Origin of the sequence: Vibrio sp. 1731 (assembly GCF_033339955.1) — a bacterium.
Classification (GTDB): domain Bacteria; phylum Pseudomonadota; class Gammaproteobacteria; order Enterobacterales; family Vibrionaceae; genus Vibrio; species Vibrio alginolyticus.
Window position 1 is genome coordinate 76557 of the sequence record NZ_JAWOVO010000003.1, and the last position, 16733, is coordinate 93289.

Annotated in this window: 13 protein-coding genes; 8 read left to right on the plus strand and 5 right to left on the minus strand. The window is 44.7% G+C overall.

What is annotated here, in order from left to right; genetic code table 11:
• Positions 1 to 304: 304 nt before the first annotated feature.
• Positions 305 to 1369, plus strand: coding sequence for an L-asparaginase 2 (gene ansB, locus R7035_RS04975; RefSeq protein WP_318145990.1), 1065 nt, complete (start codon positions 305 to 307; stop codon positions 1367 to 1369).
• Positions 1370 to 1445: 76 nt separating this feature from the next.
• Here ansB and R7035_RS04980 read toward each other — a convergent pair whose 3' ends face one another.
• Positions 1446 to 2282 (minus strand): pyruvate, water dikinase regulatory protein, encoded by an 837-nt coding sequence (locus R7035_RS04980; RefSeq protein WP_005373820.1) that lies wholly within the window; start codon positions 2280 to 2282, stop codon positions 1446 to 1448.
• A 251-nt stretch (positions 2283 to 2533) separates the two neighbouring features.
• Here R7035_RS04980 and ppsA point away from each other — a divergent pair, with 251 nt between their 5' ends.
• The 4 genes from ppsA (at position 2534) to tyrS (ending at position 8198) form a co-directional block, all read left to right on the plus strand.
• On the plus strand, positions 2534 to 4906 hold the full coding sequence (ppsA, locus tag R7035_RS04985; protein ID WP_318145991.1) for a phosphoenolpyruvate synthase: 2373 nt from the start codon (positions 2534 to 2536) through the stop codon (positions 4904 to 4906).
• 170 nt (positions 4907 to 5076) lie between these two features.
• The gene (locus R7035_RS04990) at positions 5077 to 5856 is read left to right on the plus strand and encodes a hypothetical protein (protein ID WP_005373824.1); all 780 of its coding nucleotides are present in this window, start codon (positions 5077 to 5079) and stop codon (positions 5854 to 5856) included.
• Positions 5857 to 6049: 193 nt separating this feature from the next.
• Positions 6050 to 6856 (plus strand): helix-turn-helix transcriptional regulator, encoded by an 807-nt coding sequence (locus R7035_RS04995; protein WP_318146017.1) that lies wholly within the window; start codon positions 6050 to 6052, stop codon positions 6854 to 6856.
• 82 nt (positions 6857 to 6938) lie between these two features.
• Positions 6939 to 8198, plus strand: a complete 1260-nt coding sequence (gene tyrS / locus R7035_RS05000) for a tyrosine--tRNA ligase (protein ID WP_025767979.1) — start codon at positions 6939 to 6941, stop codon at positions 8196 to 8198.
• Positions 8199 to 8305: 107 nt separating this feature from the next.
• Here the strand turns inward: tyrS and R7035_RS05005 are convergent, their stop codons facing one another.
• Together R7035_RS05005 and R7035_RS05010 are read right to left on the minus strand one after the other, a co-directional pair.
• Entirely contained in the window at positions 8306 to 9340 is a 1035-nt protein-coding gene (locus R7035_RS05005) for a spermidine/putrescine ABC transporter substrate-binding protein (protein ID WP_318145992.1), read from the minus strand.
• A gap of 137 nt (positions 9341 to 9477) precedes the next feature.
• On the minus strand, positions 9478 to 9837 hold the full coding sequence (locus R7035_RS05010; RefSeq protein WP_206953396.1) for a DUF6559 family protein: 360 nt from the start codon (positions 9835 to 9837) through the stop codon (positions 9478 to 9480).
• 167 nt (positions 9838 to 10004) lie between these two features.
• On the opposite strand from R7035_RS05010, the gene R7035_RS05015 reads away from it, so the two are divergent.
• The gene (locus tag R7035_RS05015) at positions 10005 to 10259 is read left to right on the plus strand and encodes a hypothetical protein (RefSeq protein WP_005387084.1); all 255 of its coding nucleotides are present in this window, start codon (positions 10005 to 10007) and stop codon (positions 10257 to 10259) included.
• 101 nt (positions 10260 to 10360) lie between these two features.
• On the opposite strand, the gene R7035_RS05020 is transcribed toward R7035_RS05015, so the two are convergent.
• Entirely contained in the window at positions 10361 to 12769 is a 2409-nt protein-coding gene (locus tag R7035_RS05020; protein WP_033906316.1) for a beta-mannosidase, read from the minus strand.
• Positions 12770 to 13072: 303 nt separating this feature from the next.
• Here R7035_RS05020 and R7035_RS05025 point away from each other — a divergent pair, with 303 nt between their 5' ends.
• Entirely contained in the window at positions 13073 to 14659 is a 1587-nt protein-coding gene (locus R7035_RS05025) for a BCCT family transporter (protein ID WP_005373846.1), read from the plus strand.
• 62 nt (positions 14660 to 14721) lie between these two features.
• On the opposite strand, the gene R7035_RS05030 is transcribed toward R7035_RS05025, so the two are convergent.
• Positions 14722 to 15450: a UTRA domain-containing protein gene (locus R7035_RS05030; protein WP_033906315.1), complete on the minus strand. Its 729-nt coding sequence runs from the start codon at positions 15448 to 15450 to the stop codon at positions 14722 to 14724.
• A gap of 210 nt (positions 15451 to 15660) precedes the next feature.
• On the opposite strand from R7035_RS05030, the gene R7035_RS05035 reads away from it, so the two are divergent.
• Positions 15661 to 16728: an ABC transporter substrate-binding protein gene (locus R7035_RS05035; RefSeq protein ID WP_005373851.1), complete on the plus strand. Its 1068-nt coding sequence runs from the start codon at positions 15661 to 15663 to the stop codon at positions 16726 to 16728.
• Positions 16729 to 16733: the final 5 nt, after the last annotated feature.

The window sequence follows — 16733 nt, forward strand, 5'->3', positions numbered from 1 at the left end:
CAATGTAAACTTTGGAAAATTGCACGGCTAAATTCATGTTTAGTAACCTCATCACGAGACTCCTACCTCCTTTATTTATAAATCAATAAATTATAGGGCTTAACACGTTGTGCACGTTACTAGCACATCTCACTTGTTAAAGAAGCACGTCAATTAGGTTAACTGGTTGATTTGATATTCTTTAAGTGATTAGTTGATCACGATCTTCATCTGCAATTTGTTGAACTAGTACTCAAAAAATCTAACCCACTGTTTTTAGGATAGATGAGTTCCCCAACATCCAACCTAACAGCAGGTGATTCCCATGACGAAAAATCTTTTCCGCCTCAGTACGATAACCCTTGGTTTGTGCCTTAGTTCTTTGTCTTTCGCGCAATCCGAACTTCCGAACATTAAAATCCTTGCCACTGGTGGCACCATAGCAGGCGCAGGTCAATCTGCAACAGAATCAAACTACACAGCAGGTAAAGTCGGCGTTGAATCATTGATTTCTGCGGTGCCGAGTATGACCAAGATTGCCGATATTTCTGGAGAGCAAGTGGTCAGTATCGGTTCACAAGATATGAATGATGAAGTGTGGCTAAAATTATCGAAAAGAGTTAATGAGCTACTCGATCAAGATGATGTTGACGGCATCGTCATTACTCATGGTACGGATACGTTAGAGGAAACCGCTTACTTCCTTGATCTGACCGTCAAGAGCAAAAAGCCTGTCGTGATCGTCGGTGCAATGCGTCCTTCCACCGCAATGAGTGCTGATGGACCAGTCAACTTATACAATGCAGTCGTAACAGCCACCGATGAAGATTCAGAAGGACGTGGCGTGCTAGTCGCAATGAATGACACGATTTTCGATGCGCGAGATGTGACAAAAACCAATACAACCTCCGTCAGCACTTTCCAGTCACCCAACTTTGGTGCTATCGGCTACATTCATAATAGCGATGCCAAATATCAACGAAGCCCAGAACGTAAACATACGACAGAAACCCCATTCGATGTATCAAAGCTTACTAAGTTGCCTAAGGTCGGTATTGTTTATAACTATGCAAATGCCTCCAATTTGCCAGTGAAAGCCTTTGTGGATGCGAAGTTTGACGGCATCGTAAGTGCTGGTGTCGGTAATGGTAACTTGTACCACACTGTGTTTGATGAGCTAGAGAAAGCGAGTAAAGATGGCGTTGTTGTTGTAAGAAGCTCCCGAACGCCTAGCGGCTCAACCACTTTGGATGCTGAAATTGATGACGAAAAATACGGCTTTGTTGCCGCTGGTAAATTGAACCCGCAAAAAGCACGTATCTTACTGATGCTGTCACTGACTCAGACCAAAAACTATCAAGACATCCAAAAGATGTTCCAATACTATTAATTCTGTCTAAGGTTCATTCGATAGAGGAGGTACACACCTTACCTCCTCTTACACATAGCGACATGAGCGTCTCTTGTTAGCCAAACAAGCGACGCTTCATTCCTGCTTTTTCCAGAATACGCGTAGTAATTTCCTCAACAGACAGAGAGGACGTATTGATATATGGGATCGCCTCTCTTCTAAACAAAGCCTCAACAGTGTCTAGCTCCAGCTTGCACTGCTCTGTGCTAGCGTAATCACTTCCAGACAAACGATTCTCACGGATTTCAGTCAAACGTTCAGGGTCGATAGTAAGCCCGAACAACTTATGACGATGGATCTCAAACTCAGGTAACAAACGCATCATCTTCACATCTTCCGCAATAAACGGATAGTTCACAACACGTAAACCAAACTGCATCGCCATATACAAGCTAGTCGGCGTTTTTCCACTACGCGACACGCCAAGTAAGATGATATCAGCTTGCTCCAACCCTTTTAGTGTGATGCCATCATCATGCGCCAATGTGTATTCAATAGCCGCAATACGGTCAAAATAGGTGTCGGAATCTTTCCCCACGCTGCGAGAACGCTGCAACTTAGGCTTTGGTGCCATCTGAATGTCGTCTTGCACTTTCTGCACAATACTCTCCAACACATCGTAACTGTATGCTGGCGCTTCAAGCAGCATTTCACGTACTTCTGGAACGACAATTGAGAAAAAGACCAGAGGTTTGACGCCATTGCGCTGGTAGGAAGTTTCAATTTCTTTGACTACGTCAGTAGCTTTGTCCTGGCTTTCAACAAACGGAAAGGTTTTTTCGTTAGGAATGAACGGAAATTGACCGAGAACAACATGCCCTAATGTCTCACATGTTATCGCCGTACCGTCAGAAACATAGAACACATCACGACTTTGGTTATTTATTTGCATTTCTGTTTAATTTTTCAAAATCTTTTGAGTAGGATGGTACACATAATATTAATAAATCAGTTTGGCTTTCAGTTAGGTTCACCACAGCTTTAAAAATTCGTTTGAATTTTTTTCAGCCAGAACGTAATCGTTTGCCTTTGATATCAATCTGAATGAAGCAATGTATGGTCAACGTGTAATAACAGCCAACATGCGATTGTTTAGATCGATTTAAGTCCCCCTACTAAGCTGCAATGTTTCTGGAGAAAGACATGCAAAAGAACACCCTCTGGTTCAATGGCCTATCCATGGATGATGTCGACAAAGTCGGCGGTAAAAATGCTTCACTTGGCGAAATGGTTTCTAACCTAGCGAACGCAGGCGTTTCTGTACCAAATGGTTTTGCGACAACCTCATACGCGTTTAACCAATTCCTTGACCACGAAGGTTTGGATGAGCGTATTCACCAATTACTCGATGAACTAGACGTTGAAGATGTAGAAGCTCTGCGTAAGACAGGTGCAAACATTCGTCAATGGGTATTAGAGGCCCCTTTCCCTGCGGACCTTGAACAAGAAATTCGTGAAAATTACCAAGAACTGATCGAAGGCAATCCTGAGCTTTCAGTCGCAGTTCGTTCATCTGCTACGGCAGAAGACCTACCTGATGCTTCTTTTGCTGGTCAGCAAGAAACGTTTTTGAACGTGAAAGGCATCGACGCAGTACTAGAAGCAACTAAGCACGTTTACGCTTCTCTATTTAACGACCGTGCGATTTCTTACCGCGTTCACCAAGGGTTCGACCACCGTGGCATCTCGCTATCTGCGGGTATCCAACGTATGGTGCGTTCAGATAAAGCCTCGTCGGGTGTTATGTTTACACTAGACACTGAATCGGGTTTCGATCAAGTTGTCTTCATCACCTCTTCATGGGGTCTAGGCGAGATGGTCGTTCAAGGTGCAGTAAACCCTGACGAGTTCTACGTTCACAAGCCAATGCTTGAAGCAGGCGAACACCCAATCGTTAAGAAAACATTTGGTTCTAAGTTGATCAAAATGATCTACTCAGATAACCAAGAAATCGGCAAACAAGTTGATATCGTTGATACTTCTGATGAAGAGCGCAACACGTTCTCATTGAACGACGACGAGATTAAAGAGCTCGCAAAACAAGCAATGATCATCGAAAAGCACTATCAGCGTCCAATGGACATTGAATGGGCAAAAGATGGCATTGATGGCAAGCTGTACATTGTTCAAGCGCGTCCTGAAACCGTATGTTCACAAACGGAACAAAACGTGATTGAGCGCTACGAGCTACAAAACAAAGCGGATGTTTTGGTTGAAGGTCGTGCAATCGGTCAGCGCATCGGTAAAGGCGTGGTTCGCTTGGTTGACTCTCTGGACCAAATGTCTTTAGTCCAAGAAGGTGACGTGCTAGTTACAGACATGACTGACCCAGACTGGGAACCAGTGATGAAAAAAGCATCTGCAATCGTAACCAACCGTGGTGGCCGTACGTGTCACGCTGCCATCATCGCTCGTGAGCTTGGTATTCCTGCAATCGTTGGCTGTGGCGATGCGACAAGCAAGTTAACCGATGGTGCAACCGTGACCGTATCTTGTTCAGAAGGTGAAACGGGCTACGTTTACCAAGGTGAACTTGAGTTTGATGTAAAACGCTCTTCTGTTGATGAACTGCCACTGCTACCAACAAAAGTGATGATGAACGTGGGTAACCCTGATCGCGCGTTTGACTTCGCACAAATTCCAAATGAAGGTGTTGGTCTTGCGCGTCTTGAATTCATCATCAATAAGATGATTGGTATCCACCCGAAAGCATTACTTAACTTTGATGCACAAAGCGATGAGCTAAAAGCAGAAATCACTCAGCGTATTCGTGGTTACAAAGATCCTATCGATTTCTACGTAAGCAAACTGACAGAAGGTATCGCAACCATTGCTGCGGCATTTTGGCCGAAACGCGTTATTGTTCGTATGTCTGACTTTAAGTCTAACGAATACAGCAACTTGGTTGGCGGTAAAGCATACGAACCGCATGAAGAAAACCCAATGCTTGGCTTCCGTGGCGCGTCTCGTTACATTTCTCCAGTGTTTGAAGACTGCTTCGAGCTAGAAACTCAAGCAATTAAACGCGTTCGTAACGAAATGGGTCTGAAAAACGTTGAAATCATGATCCCATTTGTGCGTACACCAAGCGAAGCAGCATCAGTGATTGATTTGCTAGCGAAGTTTGATCTGCGCCGTGGCGATCAGGGTCTTAAAGTCATCATGATGTGCGAACTGCCATCCAACGCGGTCCTTGCCGATGAGTTCTTGAAGTACTTTGATGGCTTCTCGATTGGCTCAAACGACATGACTCAGCTAGCGCTTGGACTTGATCGTGACTCTGGCGATGTTGCACATCTATTTGATGAGCGCAACCCAGCGGTTAAGGTGATGCTTCAGATGGCGATTGATGCGGCAACAAAAGCAGGCAAATACGTTGGTATTTGTGGTCAAGGCCCATCAGACCACGACGACTTAGCGGAATGGCTAATGGATCAAGGTATTAGCTCTGTATCACTAAACCCAGATACGGTTATCGATACTTGGTTAAAACTCGGTAAAGTTAGCAGCAAGTAACACACGATAAACTCTAGCCCTCACACTCCACTTGTGAGGGCTTTGTTATTCACACGTCATTTCACAATCAGTTCGTGATTCCTCTCTCAAGTTCGTCATTTAGTCAATTTCATTATCAAAGTCTGATGACCTAAAATGAATGGTATATCGATAACTCCAGAGAGAATTTGATGAAAAAGCCTATCGCACTCCTTACTACATTGATGCTCCTGGCATCCCCTGCTTATGCCGATTGGGATGAAATTTCCAATAAAATGTCTGAGCTTGGCGACGCAGTTTCTGATACTGCACAAGATGCTTGGGACGACACCAAAGCGTTTTCAAAACAAGCGTGGCAAGATTTCACGAACTGGTCCGAGGAAGCGATCAATACCGCAGGCGAATGGACAGAAGCCAGCATCGAGAAAAGCAAAGAATGGATAGATGCTGCCGACAAAAAAATTGATGAGCTGATGGAAGGCGATACGCCAGAAGAAGCTCGCCAAGCCGTGGACTTAATGGCAGATAGCGCTTTGCTCAAGTTATTTAATGAAAAGCCGGAGGCAAAAGCTATTTACGACAACGCGTACGGCTACGCGGTCTTTGATTCTCGTAAATTATCTTTGCTGTTTCACACCAACTCAGGGTCAGGAGTCGCAGTGAATAAGGAAACAGAAGAACGCACTTATATGAATATGTTTGGTTTGGGCGTTGCACTTGGGGCTGGCGGCAAATTTTACCAACAAGTGGTTCTGTTTGAGAGCAAAGAAGACTTTGATACGTTCGTCAACGAAGGATGGGAGGCCACAAGTGAAGCCTCTGCTGTTGCGGGCGAAGATTCAGAGCAACTTTCAAAACAATTTAACAGCGGCGTCGCCGTCTATCAGTTGAACGCTAAAGGTTTGCTCATCGATGCTAACGTGTCTGGTTCTAAATATTGGGTTAACGAAGAGCTCACTAACTCGCAGTAATGCATAGCAACTAATCGCTTAAATAAAACCGTTGTTATGCACCCTTATCAATAAGTTAACGGGGATATGATTCCTCAAAACTGAGCACTTACGCAACTTTCTCTATGGAAGTCACCAGAAGATGGCGACTTCCCTTTCTCGTTGGATTGCTTTTGGTTATGCTTGCGCAAAACCACCTGCAATTCGGTATCCCATGCCTGACAATAACTTTAATAATCTGCTAACAGAAGCAATTTCTGCTCTTAACACGCCTAACTTTACTCCTAAACTTATGCGTGTCATTCGCACTCTTTTTCATTTTGATTGCGCAGTTATTTTAGGTTACCGAGAAGGTAAACATCCTATTTATCTCTACGACTCAATTGAGAACGAGCGAGAGTTACTTTTTCAACGCTACCTTACTGACTCATTTCAAAATGACCCTTTTTTTCTCAAACTAAACGAGACAAAGCAACAAGGCGTATTTACGCTCAAAGACGTGGCGCGTAAAGGCGTTGATTTTACTTCCTACTGCGAACAGTTCTACCATCAGACCGGGTGGAAAGACGAACTGAGCATGCTAGTCGAAGTTGAATCTGGCCGTTGGGTCATGCTGTACTTCGGGTATATGAATGATGGAAAATACTTTTCTCAGCAACAAATCAATAAGCTAAAGCCCTATTTCCCGATAATTCAGTCGCTTTGTCAGCAGCATTGGAAACAAACGGAATTTACCTTTTCTGAGCCTGTTTTTGCACAGAGTGCTTATTCTGGCAGTATGCGATTAGCCATTGAGCAAGCTTTAGCAACGTTTGGCGTAGAATCACTCACCCGTCGCGAACAAGAGGTGGCTTCGCTTCTCGCTCAAGGGTTTGACACCAAAGAAATTGCCGCGCGGTTACACTTAGTTCAAGGCACGGTCAAAAATCATCGAAAGCGAATTTACTCGCAATTAAATGTGTCTTCATTGAGTGAGTTATTCCAGCTTTTCCTCAATCACCTCATTCTCCATTCAAGATAAAAAACTGTCCCTTAAGGGATATATCGAGAAAAGGTGTCGCGTTTTAGTCTGAATGTAACAACCACTAAAACAGACAAAAAGAATGACGACACCATTACTGCAAGATTTACAAGATCGCGGCTTGATTGCACAAGCCAGCGATTTGGAAGAAATTCAGACACTTCTCTCACAGCCACAAACCGTTTACTGCGGCTTCGATCCTACAGCTGGCAGCTTACATATCGGCCACCTCGTGCCTTTGATTATGCTTAAGCGCTTTCAAGATGCCGGACACCAAGCTGTTGCCTTGATTGGCGGTGCAACGGGCATGATTGGCGACCCAAGCTTTAAAGCGACTGAGCGCAGTCTGAACTCAGAGGAAATCGTCTCAGGCTGGGTTAACGATCTTTCTAATCAAATTCAGCAGTTGATGAATCACCAACTGGCCAAGCCGATGATCATGGTAAACAACGCTGACTGGATGAAAGCGATCAATGTGATCGACTTCTTCCGCGATGTGGGTAAGCACTTCTCAATCAATACTATGGTCAACCGAGAATCGGTAAAACAACGCCTGCAACGACCTGACCAAGGTATCTCCTTCACCGAATTTAGCTACGCCCTACTGCAATCGTACGATTTTGCCGAGCTAAACCGTCGATACGGTTGCCGTTTGCAAATCGGTGGCAATGACCAATGGGGAAACATCGTCAGCGGGATCGATTTAACTCGCCGTCAAAATGGTGAGCAAGTATTTGGCTTAACTCTGCCGCTGATCACCAAATCCGATGGCACCAAATTTGGCAAAACCGAAGGCGGTGCAGTATGGCTAGATCCTAGCAAAACCTCTCCTTACGCGTTCTACCAGTTCTGGCTTGGCGCAGAAGACGCCGACGTTTACCACTTCTTGCGTTACTACACATTCTTGAGCTGCGAAGAAATTGCCAGCATTGAAGCGCAAGACCAAGCAAGCCAAGGTAAGCCACAAGCACAACGTATTCTCGCTGAAGAAATGACGCGATTTGTTCATGGCGAAGAAGGCCTAGCCAGTGCCGAGCGTATCACTCAAGCTTTATTCAGCGGTAATGTGCAACAACTGAGTTTGGGTGAATTAAAACAGTTGGAGTTGGATGGTTTACCAAGCATTGAGAGCACACAACAAGATTTGGTTGAGCTGTTGATTGAGTCGGGCTTAGCAAGTTCGAAGCGTGTTGCACGCGAACACATCAGCAACAACGCCATCAGTGTAAACGGTGAAAAAGTGGCGGCTGATAACCCGAGTTTAAGCTTCCCACTGTTTGATCAATATTGGTTACTGCAACGCGGTAAAAAGCACTTCTGCCTCGTAAAGCGTGCCGCGTAGCAACACTCGCAGTACAAAACCTATAAAAAAATTCCCCTCACCACTTTCGTGATGAGGGGAATCCAAATTTGAACGATTTTAAGCCTAACAATAGGCAAAGACGTTGCTTATTGCGTTCTTAAACGTTGCCAGTACTTTTTGTAAATCGCTAACGTTTCTGCGCCAACATCATTAATAAACTCGCCTTTTTTCAAGTCTTCTGATGAAGGGAAAATAGTACGGTTGTTTTTCAACTCTTCTGGCAATTTGTCACGCCCAGCGTTCGTTGCCGACGCATAACCCAAACTGGTCACGATTTCCGCTTGGTTCTCTGATTGGTACATGAAGTTAATAAATTTATGCGCCAATGCTTTGTTTTTACTGCCAGACGGAATAGTGAAGTTGTCCATCCACAATACCGCGCCCTCTTCCGGCATCACGAACTTCAGCTCAGGCATTTCAACCTGTCCTTGGAATGCGTTGCCGTTCCATTGCATGCCGACCGATGTTTCACCGGACACGTAAGGGACTTGCGGCGCATCTGAGTTGTACAGTAATACGTTGTTTTTCAGCGCGACTAGAGAATCAAAAGCCTGCTCGATTTCAGTTTCGTCTTTTGTGTTCACGCTATGGCCATTTTTCTTCAGCGCCATACCAAACACATCGCGGACGTCATCAATCAACATGACTTGTTGTTCGTATTGAGACTCCCATAAGTCTGCCCATTTGGTCACTGGTTGCTCAACCATGGATTCGTTGTAGCTGATCCCGGTAATGCCCCAAATATAAGGCAGAGAGTAATCATTTTTCGGATCGTGCGCTTGGCCAAGTAAGCCGTCCATTGTGTCTTGCATGTTTGGCACTTGAGCGTGATCTATTTTCGAAAGCAGCCCTTCTCGACCCATTTTTTCAATGAAGTACGCAGAAGCAAAAACCACATCGTAGCCAGAACCTTTTAGCAATTTTAGCTTGGTATACATTGATTCATTATTCTCAAAGGTCGAATAATTAATCGTAACGCCTTCTTGTTTTTCAAACGCTTTTAACGATGCTTCCGGCAAATAGCCACCCCATGCATAAACGTTCAACGTTTTGCTATCTGCATGAGCAAACATGCTGAGCACAAGAGCACTCAGCCCCAATCCTTTGATGATTAATTTCATGGTATGCAATCCAACCAGTCCAGCGACGCGCTGGGATTCGGGTGCATAATTAGGTAATTGTTACCCAATTGAAAGAAAATTTAATTAATCTTTAACAGCAAAAATATTTATCGAATTTATAAAATTAACGCATGTTTTTAATAGCGACTGTGCATACCAAAATGATGAGACATTCCATCTTCCATTCGGCCACCTTTCCAGCCACCAGAGCCGAGTAAATTAAGCACATCTTGAGCGGTATAATCGGCACCAGAAAAGAAATCATGCGCCACGTCTGAGCGTATTGCTTGCAACTCTGGTTGATTTTCCAAATCAAGATCTTGCGGATCCGCATATAATGCCAACGCAATTTTTTGTTGGCACGCGCTTAACTCACTGGTGCTCGTCTTTACCTGACCAACCGAAAAATACTCACGACTGCCGTATCCCACCAGCAATCTGGTACTCATTAGTTTAATCACTTTCTTAATCCGACGACGCTGTATAAATCTCAACATGTTTTGTTATTCCTGTATTAAGTTGGCTATGGTCGTATTCTTTTGTTCGAATTAAAACACTCTGTTTTATCCGCGAAATTTCTCTAGCGCTTTTCGCGATGATCGGTTGTATAATACGATTCTGAAATATTTTGTTACGTTACCTCGGTAACACCTGAGACTGCAACATGAACAACAGCAGATGGGTCGGCTTTATAGGCGGCACGATTGTCTTACTTAGTACCTTTATCCTATTCGGATCTTCCGTCCACGCTGCTTGGTACCGAATCCCTGCGGAAGCCATTCATGGTATCGCCTTCACTTTGGCTTTTGGTTTAGGGTTAAACAGCCTGCTGGCGTACGCGACGGCAGTGATTACTCTTGCTGCACTATTCTACATTGGCTTTGTCGTTAGCTATCGGGTCCATCAGAAACTTAAATAGTCTTCTGTCTCAACCTGAGCTTAATAACGGATACTTGGTAACTAAAAAGGGAGCAAACGCTCCCTTTTTAGTTATCAGCATGTAGATGTTCTATGCCCGCTTTAATCATTAAGGTGGCATACCCTCAACGACTGCTGCATACCTGAAACATCATCACCTAAATACTCAACCGTCATTGGAACCTTGGCCAACAGAGTAAAACTAGAGTCACTGAACCTTCCATCAGCATCACTCTCCAAATGAACAAAAAACGCAGGCTTATCCGCAATCAATGTAATTTTCCTCCCTTCAATAGAGACACCTATATTGGCTTTCGCTATCGGCAAGGTTTTTAGCTCGTGAGTACTAAACCATGTGTTGCTTATTCTGTCTTCACCGATTTGCGCTTCAACATAGAAGAAGCCTGACGTAAGTTCGTCCTTCTCGATCGATTCATCCAATTGCCACAAAATCGTATTGCTGTCTGCTATGACTGTTTGTTCTAAGCTCCAACATTGCTTTTCTTCCCCTTGCCAATCTACCCACTTAAGCAGTGCGTTGACGCTTGCGGACTCTTTGGCATCATTGAGCAAATGTAGGCTCAACTTGCCTGTATGCTCGGAAAATACCAAATACTGTGGCGCAAAAAATCGCTTCGCATGGTAGTGCAACTGCTTCCATCGACCACTGTATTCCAAACTAGACCAAGAACTGACAGGCCAATTGTCGTTGAGTTGCCAGTACAGCATGCCGCGACAAACTGGAGAAATGGCACGCCAATGATCGCATGCAGTTTTGATCGCGATTGCCTGCTGAACTTGACTTAAATACAGCATGCTCTCGAATCCAGAGGGAAAACGAAAATAGCGCGTGAACATCTCTGTAATAATACTATGACCTCGAGGGTTCTTCTGATGTTGTTCGAAAGTTGGGGATGTAATATTCCAGTCTTGCTCAGGGACAAACCGCTTAACTTCAGCAAAAGATGGCCAAGATTGAAAACCAAACTCAGAGCAAAAACGAGGATTCACGTCAACGTAAGCACTGAATGATTTTCCTGAATGCCAAACGTCCCAAAAGTGCATATCGCCTTTACTATCATCATGCCACGCATCACCGAAATCCAGTTCACCATTACATGAGGAACTTGGCCAGAAACGGCGAGTGCTATCTTGCTCGGTAATCTCCTTCTCAATCATGCGGTTGAGGCGATCGTAGTTAACCGTGTATTTGACTTTGCTGCGCTTAGATTCGTCATACCAACCAATAGCTCCAATCACTTCATTGTCACCACACCAAAGTGCGATTGATGGGTGCTTCTTAAGCCTCGGGATTTGGAATCTAAGTTCTTCTTCTACGTCTTTTAAAAACTCGTCGTTTGATGGGTACAACGAGCAGGCGAACATCATGTCTTGCCACACCAACAAACCAAGTTCATCACAAAGGTTATAAAAGGTTTCACTCTCGTACTGACCACCGCCCCATACGCGAATCATGTTCATGTTGGCGTCAACCGCACTTTGCAAAAGGTTGCGATAACGTGTTTCGTACTCTCGCCCCGGCATTGCGTCAATAGGGATCCAGTTGGCACCTTTAGCATTAATCGGTACGCCATTGACGATAAATTCCATTGCAGAGCCGTGCTCATCAGCTTGGTTATTTAGGGTTAACTGACGCAAACCAATGTTGTGCGTTAACTTTTGCTCTCTGCAAGAAATGGTAATGGGATAGAGATACGCTTCGCCATAACCCGATGGCCACCAGCGTTGAGGCTCCAAAATGTGGAACTGGCAATGATAGTGACCACTTCCTTTTGTTTGAATACATTGACGCCCACCATTAAATTCAACCATCATTTCATGGCGTTGACTGTCCGTTTCCACTTCAACTACTACATCAAGAAACACACTCCCATCGGCTTGCCATTGCTGCTCTGTCGAGAAGCCTTTGAGCCAAAGCTCATTCACAATGTCGATTTGAATGGGGTCGTAAATACCCGATACCATCAAGCAAATGCCCCAGTCCCATCCGGAATGGCATTGTGTTTTGCGGATCAAGTTCATGTGTGGAATTTGGTTGTTGCCCATTGCCGATGGAATAGGAAATGGCAGTTTTTTTGCTCTTGCGATACCTTCTAAATCCGCCCGAGCAAACTCAACCCGAATCGTGTTAGTACCTTGCTTTAAATGCGGTTTAATATCCACACGTTGCTGGGTAAACATGTTGCTGCAAGTTAGTGCTAGCTCACCATTAACATAGAAGGTTGCCAATGTATCGACACGAGTTAGCGTCATCCAAATTTGCTTGGCAGACAACGTAAACGCGTCGACGTCAAACTCACGTGAGATATGCCACTCACACTCTTCAATCCATCGAACTTTGTTTTCATTATCGGCAAAATAAGGATCTGGAATCTGCTCTGCTTGTAAAAGCGCCGACACATTATCGCCCGGAATAAACATTGGAATTTCAAGATTGGGGCGCTGTGGCGAGGTAAGCATCCACTGCCCGTTAAGTTCGAAGTGAGCCATCGAGTTAAACCTTAGCTTGGGAAAAACATGTTTTCTCAATGTAATCCTGATAATCCCATGCAAAAACAAGGGAAATGTTAATTACATACGAAATGCGGTGCATTTCACGTAAAAACTCTTTCTTTTGATCTCTACCCAAAAATCAGCAACTTGGCTAACCTGTTAAAAATTAATCGAAATCTAAGGTTATATTTGCAACTTCGACATGTTAACATCATCGGCTTTTTGAACATCCTCACACTTTTCGTCGAAACGATGTGAGGGGAAATGCACGGCTTCATAGCCCTAAAAAGCGAAGTAATTATGTCAAATATGACGAATGCCGCCTCCCACACAGCGCCTATTCAGGATGCTGACTATTCTGCTATTCATCCCCCATCTTTACTCAAGCGCCTCGAACTCACCAATCCTGTCTTTTGGTTAAGTGGTAGCTTCCTCACTCTATTCGTTTTACTTGCTCTAACGAATACCGACTCTCTAACCGCAATGGTTAACACCGGCTTCGGCTTTGCTACTAAATATTTCGGAGCTTACTGGCAAGTACTGCTTCTTCTGAATTTCCTAATTGGTTTGGCTCTTGCGTTTGGTCGCACTGGTTATGTGCGCCTAGGTGGTCTAGCGAAACCTGATATTGATAACTTTAAGTGGTTGTCAATCGTACTCTGTACTCTACTTGCAGGTGGTGGTGTGTTCTGGGCCGCAGCTGAGCCTATCGCGCACTTTGTGACTGCTCCGCCTCTATACGGGGAAGCCTCACCGAAAACTGCCGCAATCAATGCCCTATCTCAGTCTTTTATGCACTGGGGCTTCTTAGCTTGGGCGATCCTTGGTGGTCTATCTTCCATTGTCTTAATGCACTTGCATTACGATAAAGGCCTGCCTCTTAAGCCGCGTACTCTGCTTTACCCTGTGTTTGGTGATAAAGCCATTAAAGGCTGGATTGGTGATGTTGCTGACGCATGTAGCATCATTGCAGTAGCAGCAGGAACCATCGGTCCTATCGGCTTCTTAGGTTTACAAATTAGCTACGCGCTAAACTCATTGTTTGGCCTGCCAGATACGTTCGTAACGCAAAGTATGGTTATTATGGCGGCGATCCTGATGTATACCCTTTCCGCACTGAGCGGATTGAGCAAGGGTATTCAAATCGTCAGTCGTTACAACATCATTTTGTCTGTACTATTAATTGGTTACATCCTGTTCTTCGGGCCGACAAGCTTTATCGTTGATGGCTACGTGCAAGGCGTTGGTCGTATGGTGGATAACTTCTTCCCTATGGCACTTTACCGTGGTGATACAGGCTGGCTAAGTTGGTGGACAGTATTCTTCTGGGGTTGGTTTATCGGTTATGGCCCAATGATGGCGATCTTTATTGCTCGTATCTCTCGTGGTCGTACAATTCGCCAATTAATCATGTCTATTAGCATCGCGGCACCGCTGATTACTTGCTTCTGGTTTAGTATCGTTGGTGGCAGTGGCCTTGCGTTTGAACTTGATAACCCTGGTTTGATTTCATCTGCGTTTGAAGGCTTTAACTTGCCTGCAGCACTGCTAGCGATTACTGGTGAATTACCTTACCCAATGATCATTTCGGTTCTTTTCCTGATCTTAACGACAACATTTATCGTGACGACGGGTGACTCGATGACTTACACAATAAGTGTAGTGATGACGGGCTCAACAGAACCAAACGCAGTGATTCGCTCGTTCTGGGGGCTGATTATGGGTATTGTCGCTATTGCGCTTATCTCAATGGGCTCTGGTGGTATTTCTGCATTGCAGTCTTTCATTGTGATTACCGCCGTACCTGTGTCTTTCATTTTGCTGCCAAGCATTTGGAAAGCACCCGGCATTGCAAGCAGAATGGCGAAAGAGCAAGGCCTCGTTTAAACCGCCTCTCTAACCAATATGCGAAAAAGAGCCCTTCATTGGGCTCTTTTTAATTCTGCGCTTTATCCTACGCTATCAATGCGAATCATCACTGCGTCTGGACGCCAATACTCGAATTCGCAGTCCATTAAATGCCCATCTTGTTTGTAGTTTACCCGCCGAATTTTCAGAACGGGTTGTCCTTCAACTAGGTTCAACGCCTTAGCGACATGAGCAGGAGCTGACGTGGGAATCACATCAAAACGAGAGCGCTTTGTCTCGTAACCATACTTCTCACGATAAATGCCCGTCAGGGACATGGTGAGGTTCTCAAACAATATACCCTCAAACAGTGCCGCTTTGAGCACGTTCTCAACAAACAATACCGCTCGCCCATCAATAAAACGTAACCGTTCAATTACATAAATTGGGGTAATTAGCTCCACCTCTAACGATTTGGCATACTCACCTGCGGCCATTTCACTTCGCACGTTGAGTAACTTAGTTTCTGCAATACGATGCTGCTCTCGAATCATCTGATGGAAGTGAGAACGAGACAACGGGTTGTAACAGATACGCTCAGGAGATACATACCAACCCCGGCGCTCTTCTCGATAAATAAGACCTTCAGTTTCTAAAGACACCAACGCATCTTTGATAGTGATTCGAGTTGTAGAAAACAGCTCACTGAGCTCTCTCTCTGACGGCAGTTTTTGTCCTTCCGACATGATGCCGGAAAGAATCTGCTGTTTTAAGCTGCTTCTAATTTTTCCTAATTGGGTACCAAATTGTCCGGTGCCTGTCGCTCTCATTCTGATCTAGTCCAACGATAATTTGACGAATAACATAAGGCGTTTACGTAACAAAAATATGACATTAATCAACAGAACACATACTGAACGTATGAAATATAAGTGCCATATAAAATCAGCAAAACTGTCAAATTACTTGCGCTAAATCGTCACATTCCATCCATAGCATACAAAGCGAACTTACTGACCTAGTCCAGAAGGATGGAGACAATGAAAACTTTGCTAAGTCGTTCAATTACCGCACCAGCGGCAATCATTGCGGTAACGCTCGCTACGCCAACAGTAGCGAAAGAAGCCGATATTGAATCTTTGGTAGCAGCAGCACAAAAAGAAGGGGCGGTTTACAGTGTGGGTATGCCTGACAGTTGGGCAAACTGGAAAGACACTTGGGCTGATTTAAAGTCAAATTACAACCTTAAGCACCAAGACACGGATATGAGCTCGGCTCAAGAAATCGCAAAATTCGAAGCTGAGAAGAAAAACGCGACCGCAGACATTGGTGACGTAGGCTTTGCCTTCGCACGTGTAGCGGTTAAAAAAGGCGTCACTCAGCCATATAAACCAACAACTTGGAATGACATCCCAGATTGGGCAAAAGACGAAGATGGTCATTGGGCACTTGCCTACACTGGCACTATTTCTTTTATCTCCAACAATAACCTCGTAAAAGACGCGCCAAAAACGTGGGATGACCTATTAAAAGGCGACTACAAAGTGACCGTAGGTGACGTAGGCGTAGCAGCACAGGCAAACAACGCGGTTCTCGCCGCAGCTTTCGCCAACGGTGGGGACGAATCCAACCTCAAGCCTGCGCTCAAATTCTTTTCTGAACTCGCGAAGCAAGGTCGTCTTTCATTTACCGATCCGAACATCGCCAACCTAGAAAAAGGCGAAGTTGAAGTGGCGATCATGTGGGACTTCAATGCATTGAACTACCGCGACAAAATTGACCGCGACCGCTTTACAGTGAGCATTCCTCAAGATGGCTCTGTGATTTCTGGTTATACAACCATAATCAATAAATACGCGAAGAACCCTAATGCAGCAAAGCTTGCTCGTGAATACATCTTCAGCGATCAAGGGCAAATCAACTTAGCAGAAGGTTATGCGCGTCCAATCCGCACCAACATCACACTGCCTCAAGCAGTGCAAGACAAGCTAATTGCTAATGACCAATACAGCAATGTTCACCCAGTGACTGACTTCTCAGCTTGGGAAAAGTCCGCACGTAAGCTGCCACGTCAATGGCAAGAAAGTGTCTTAATCCACCAGCAATAAGAGTA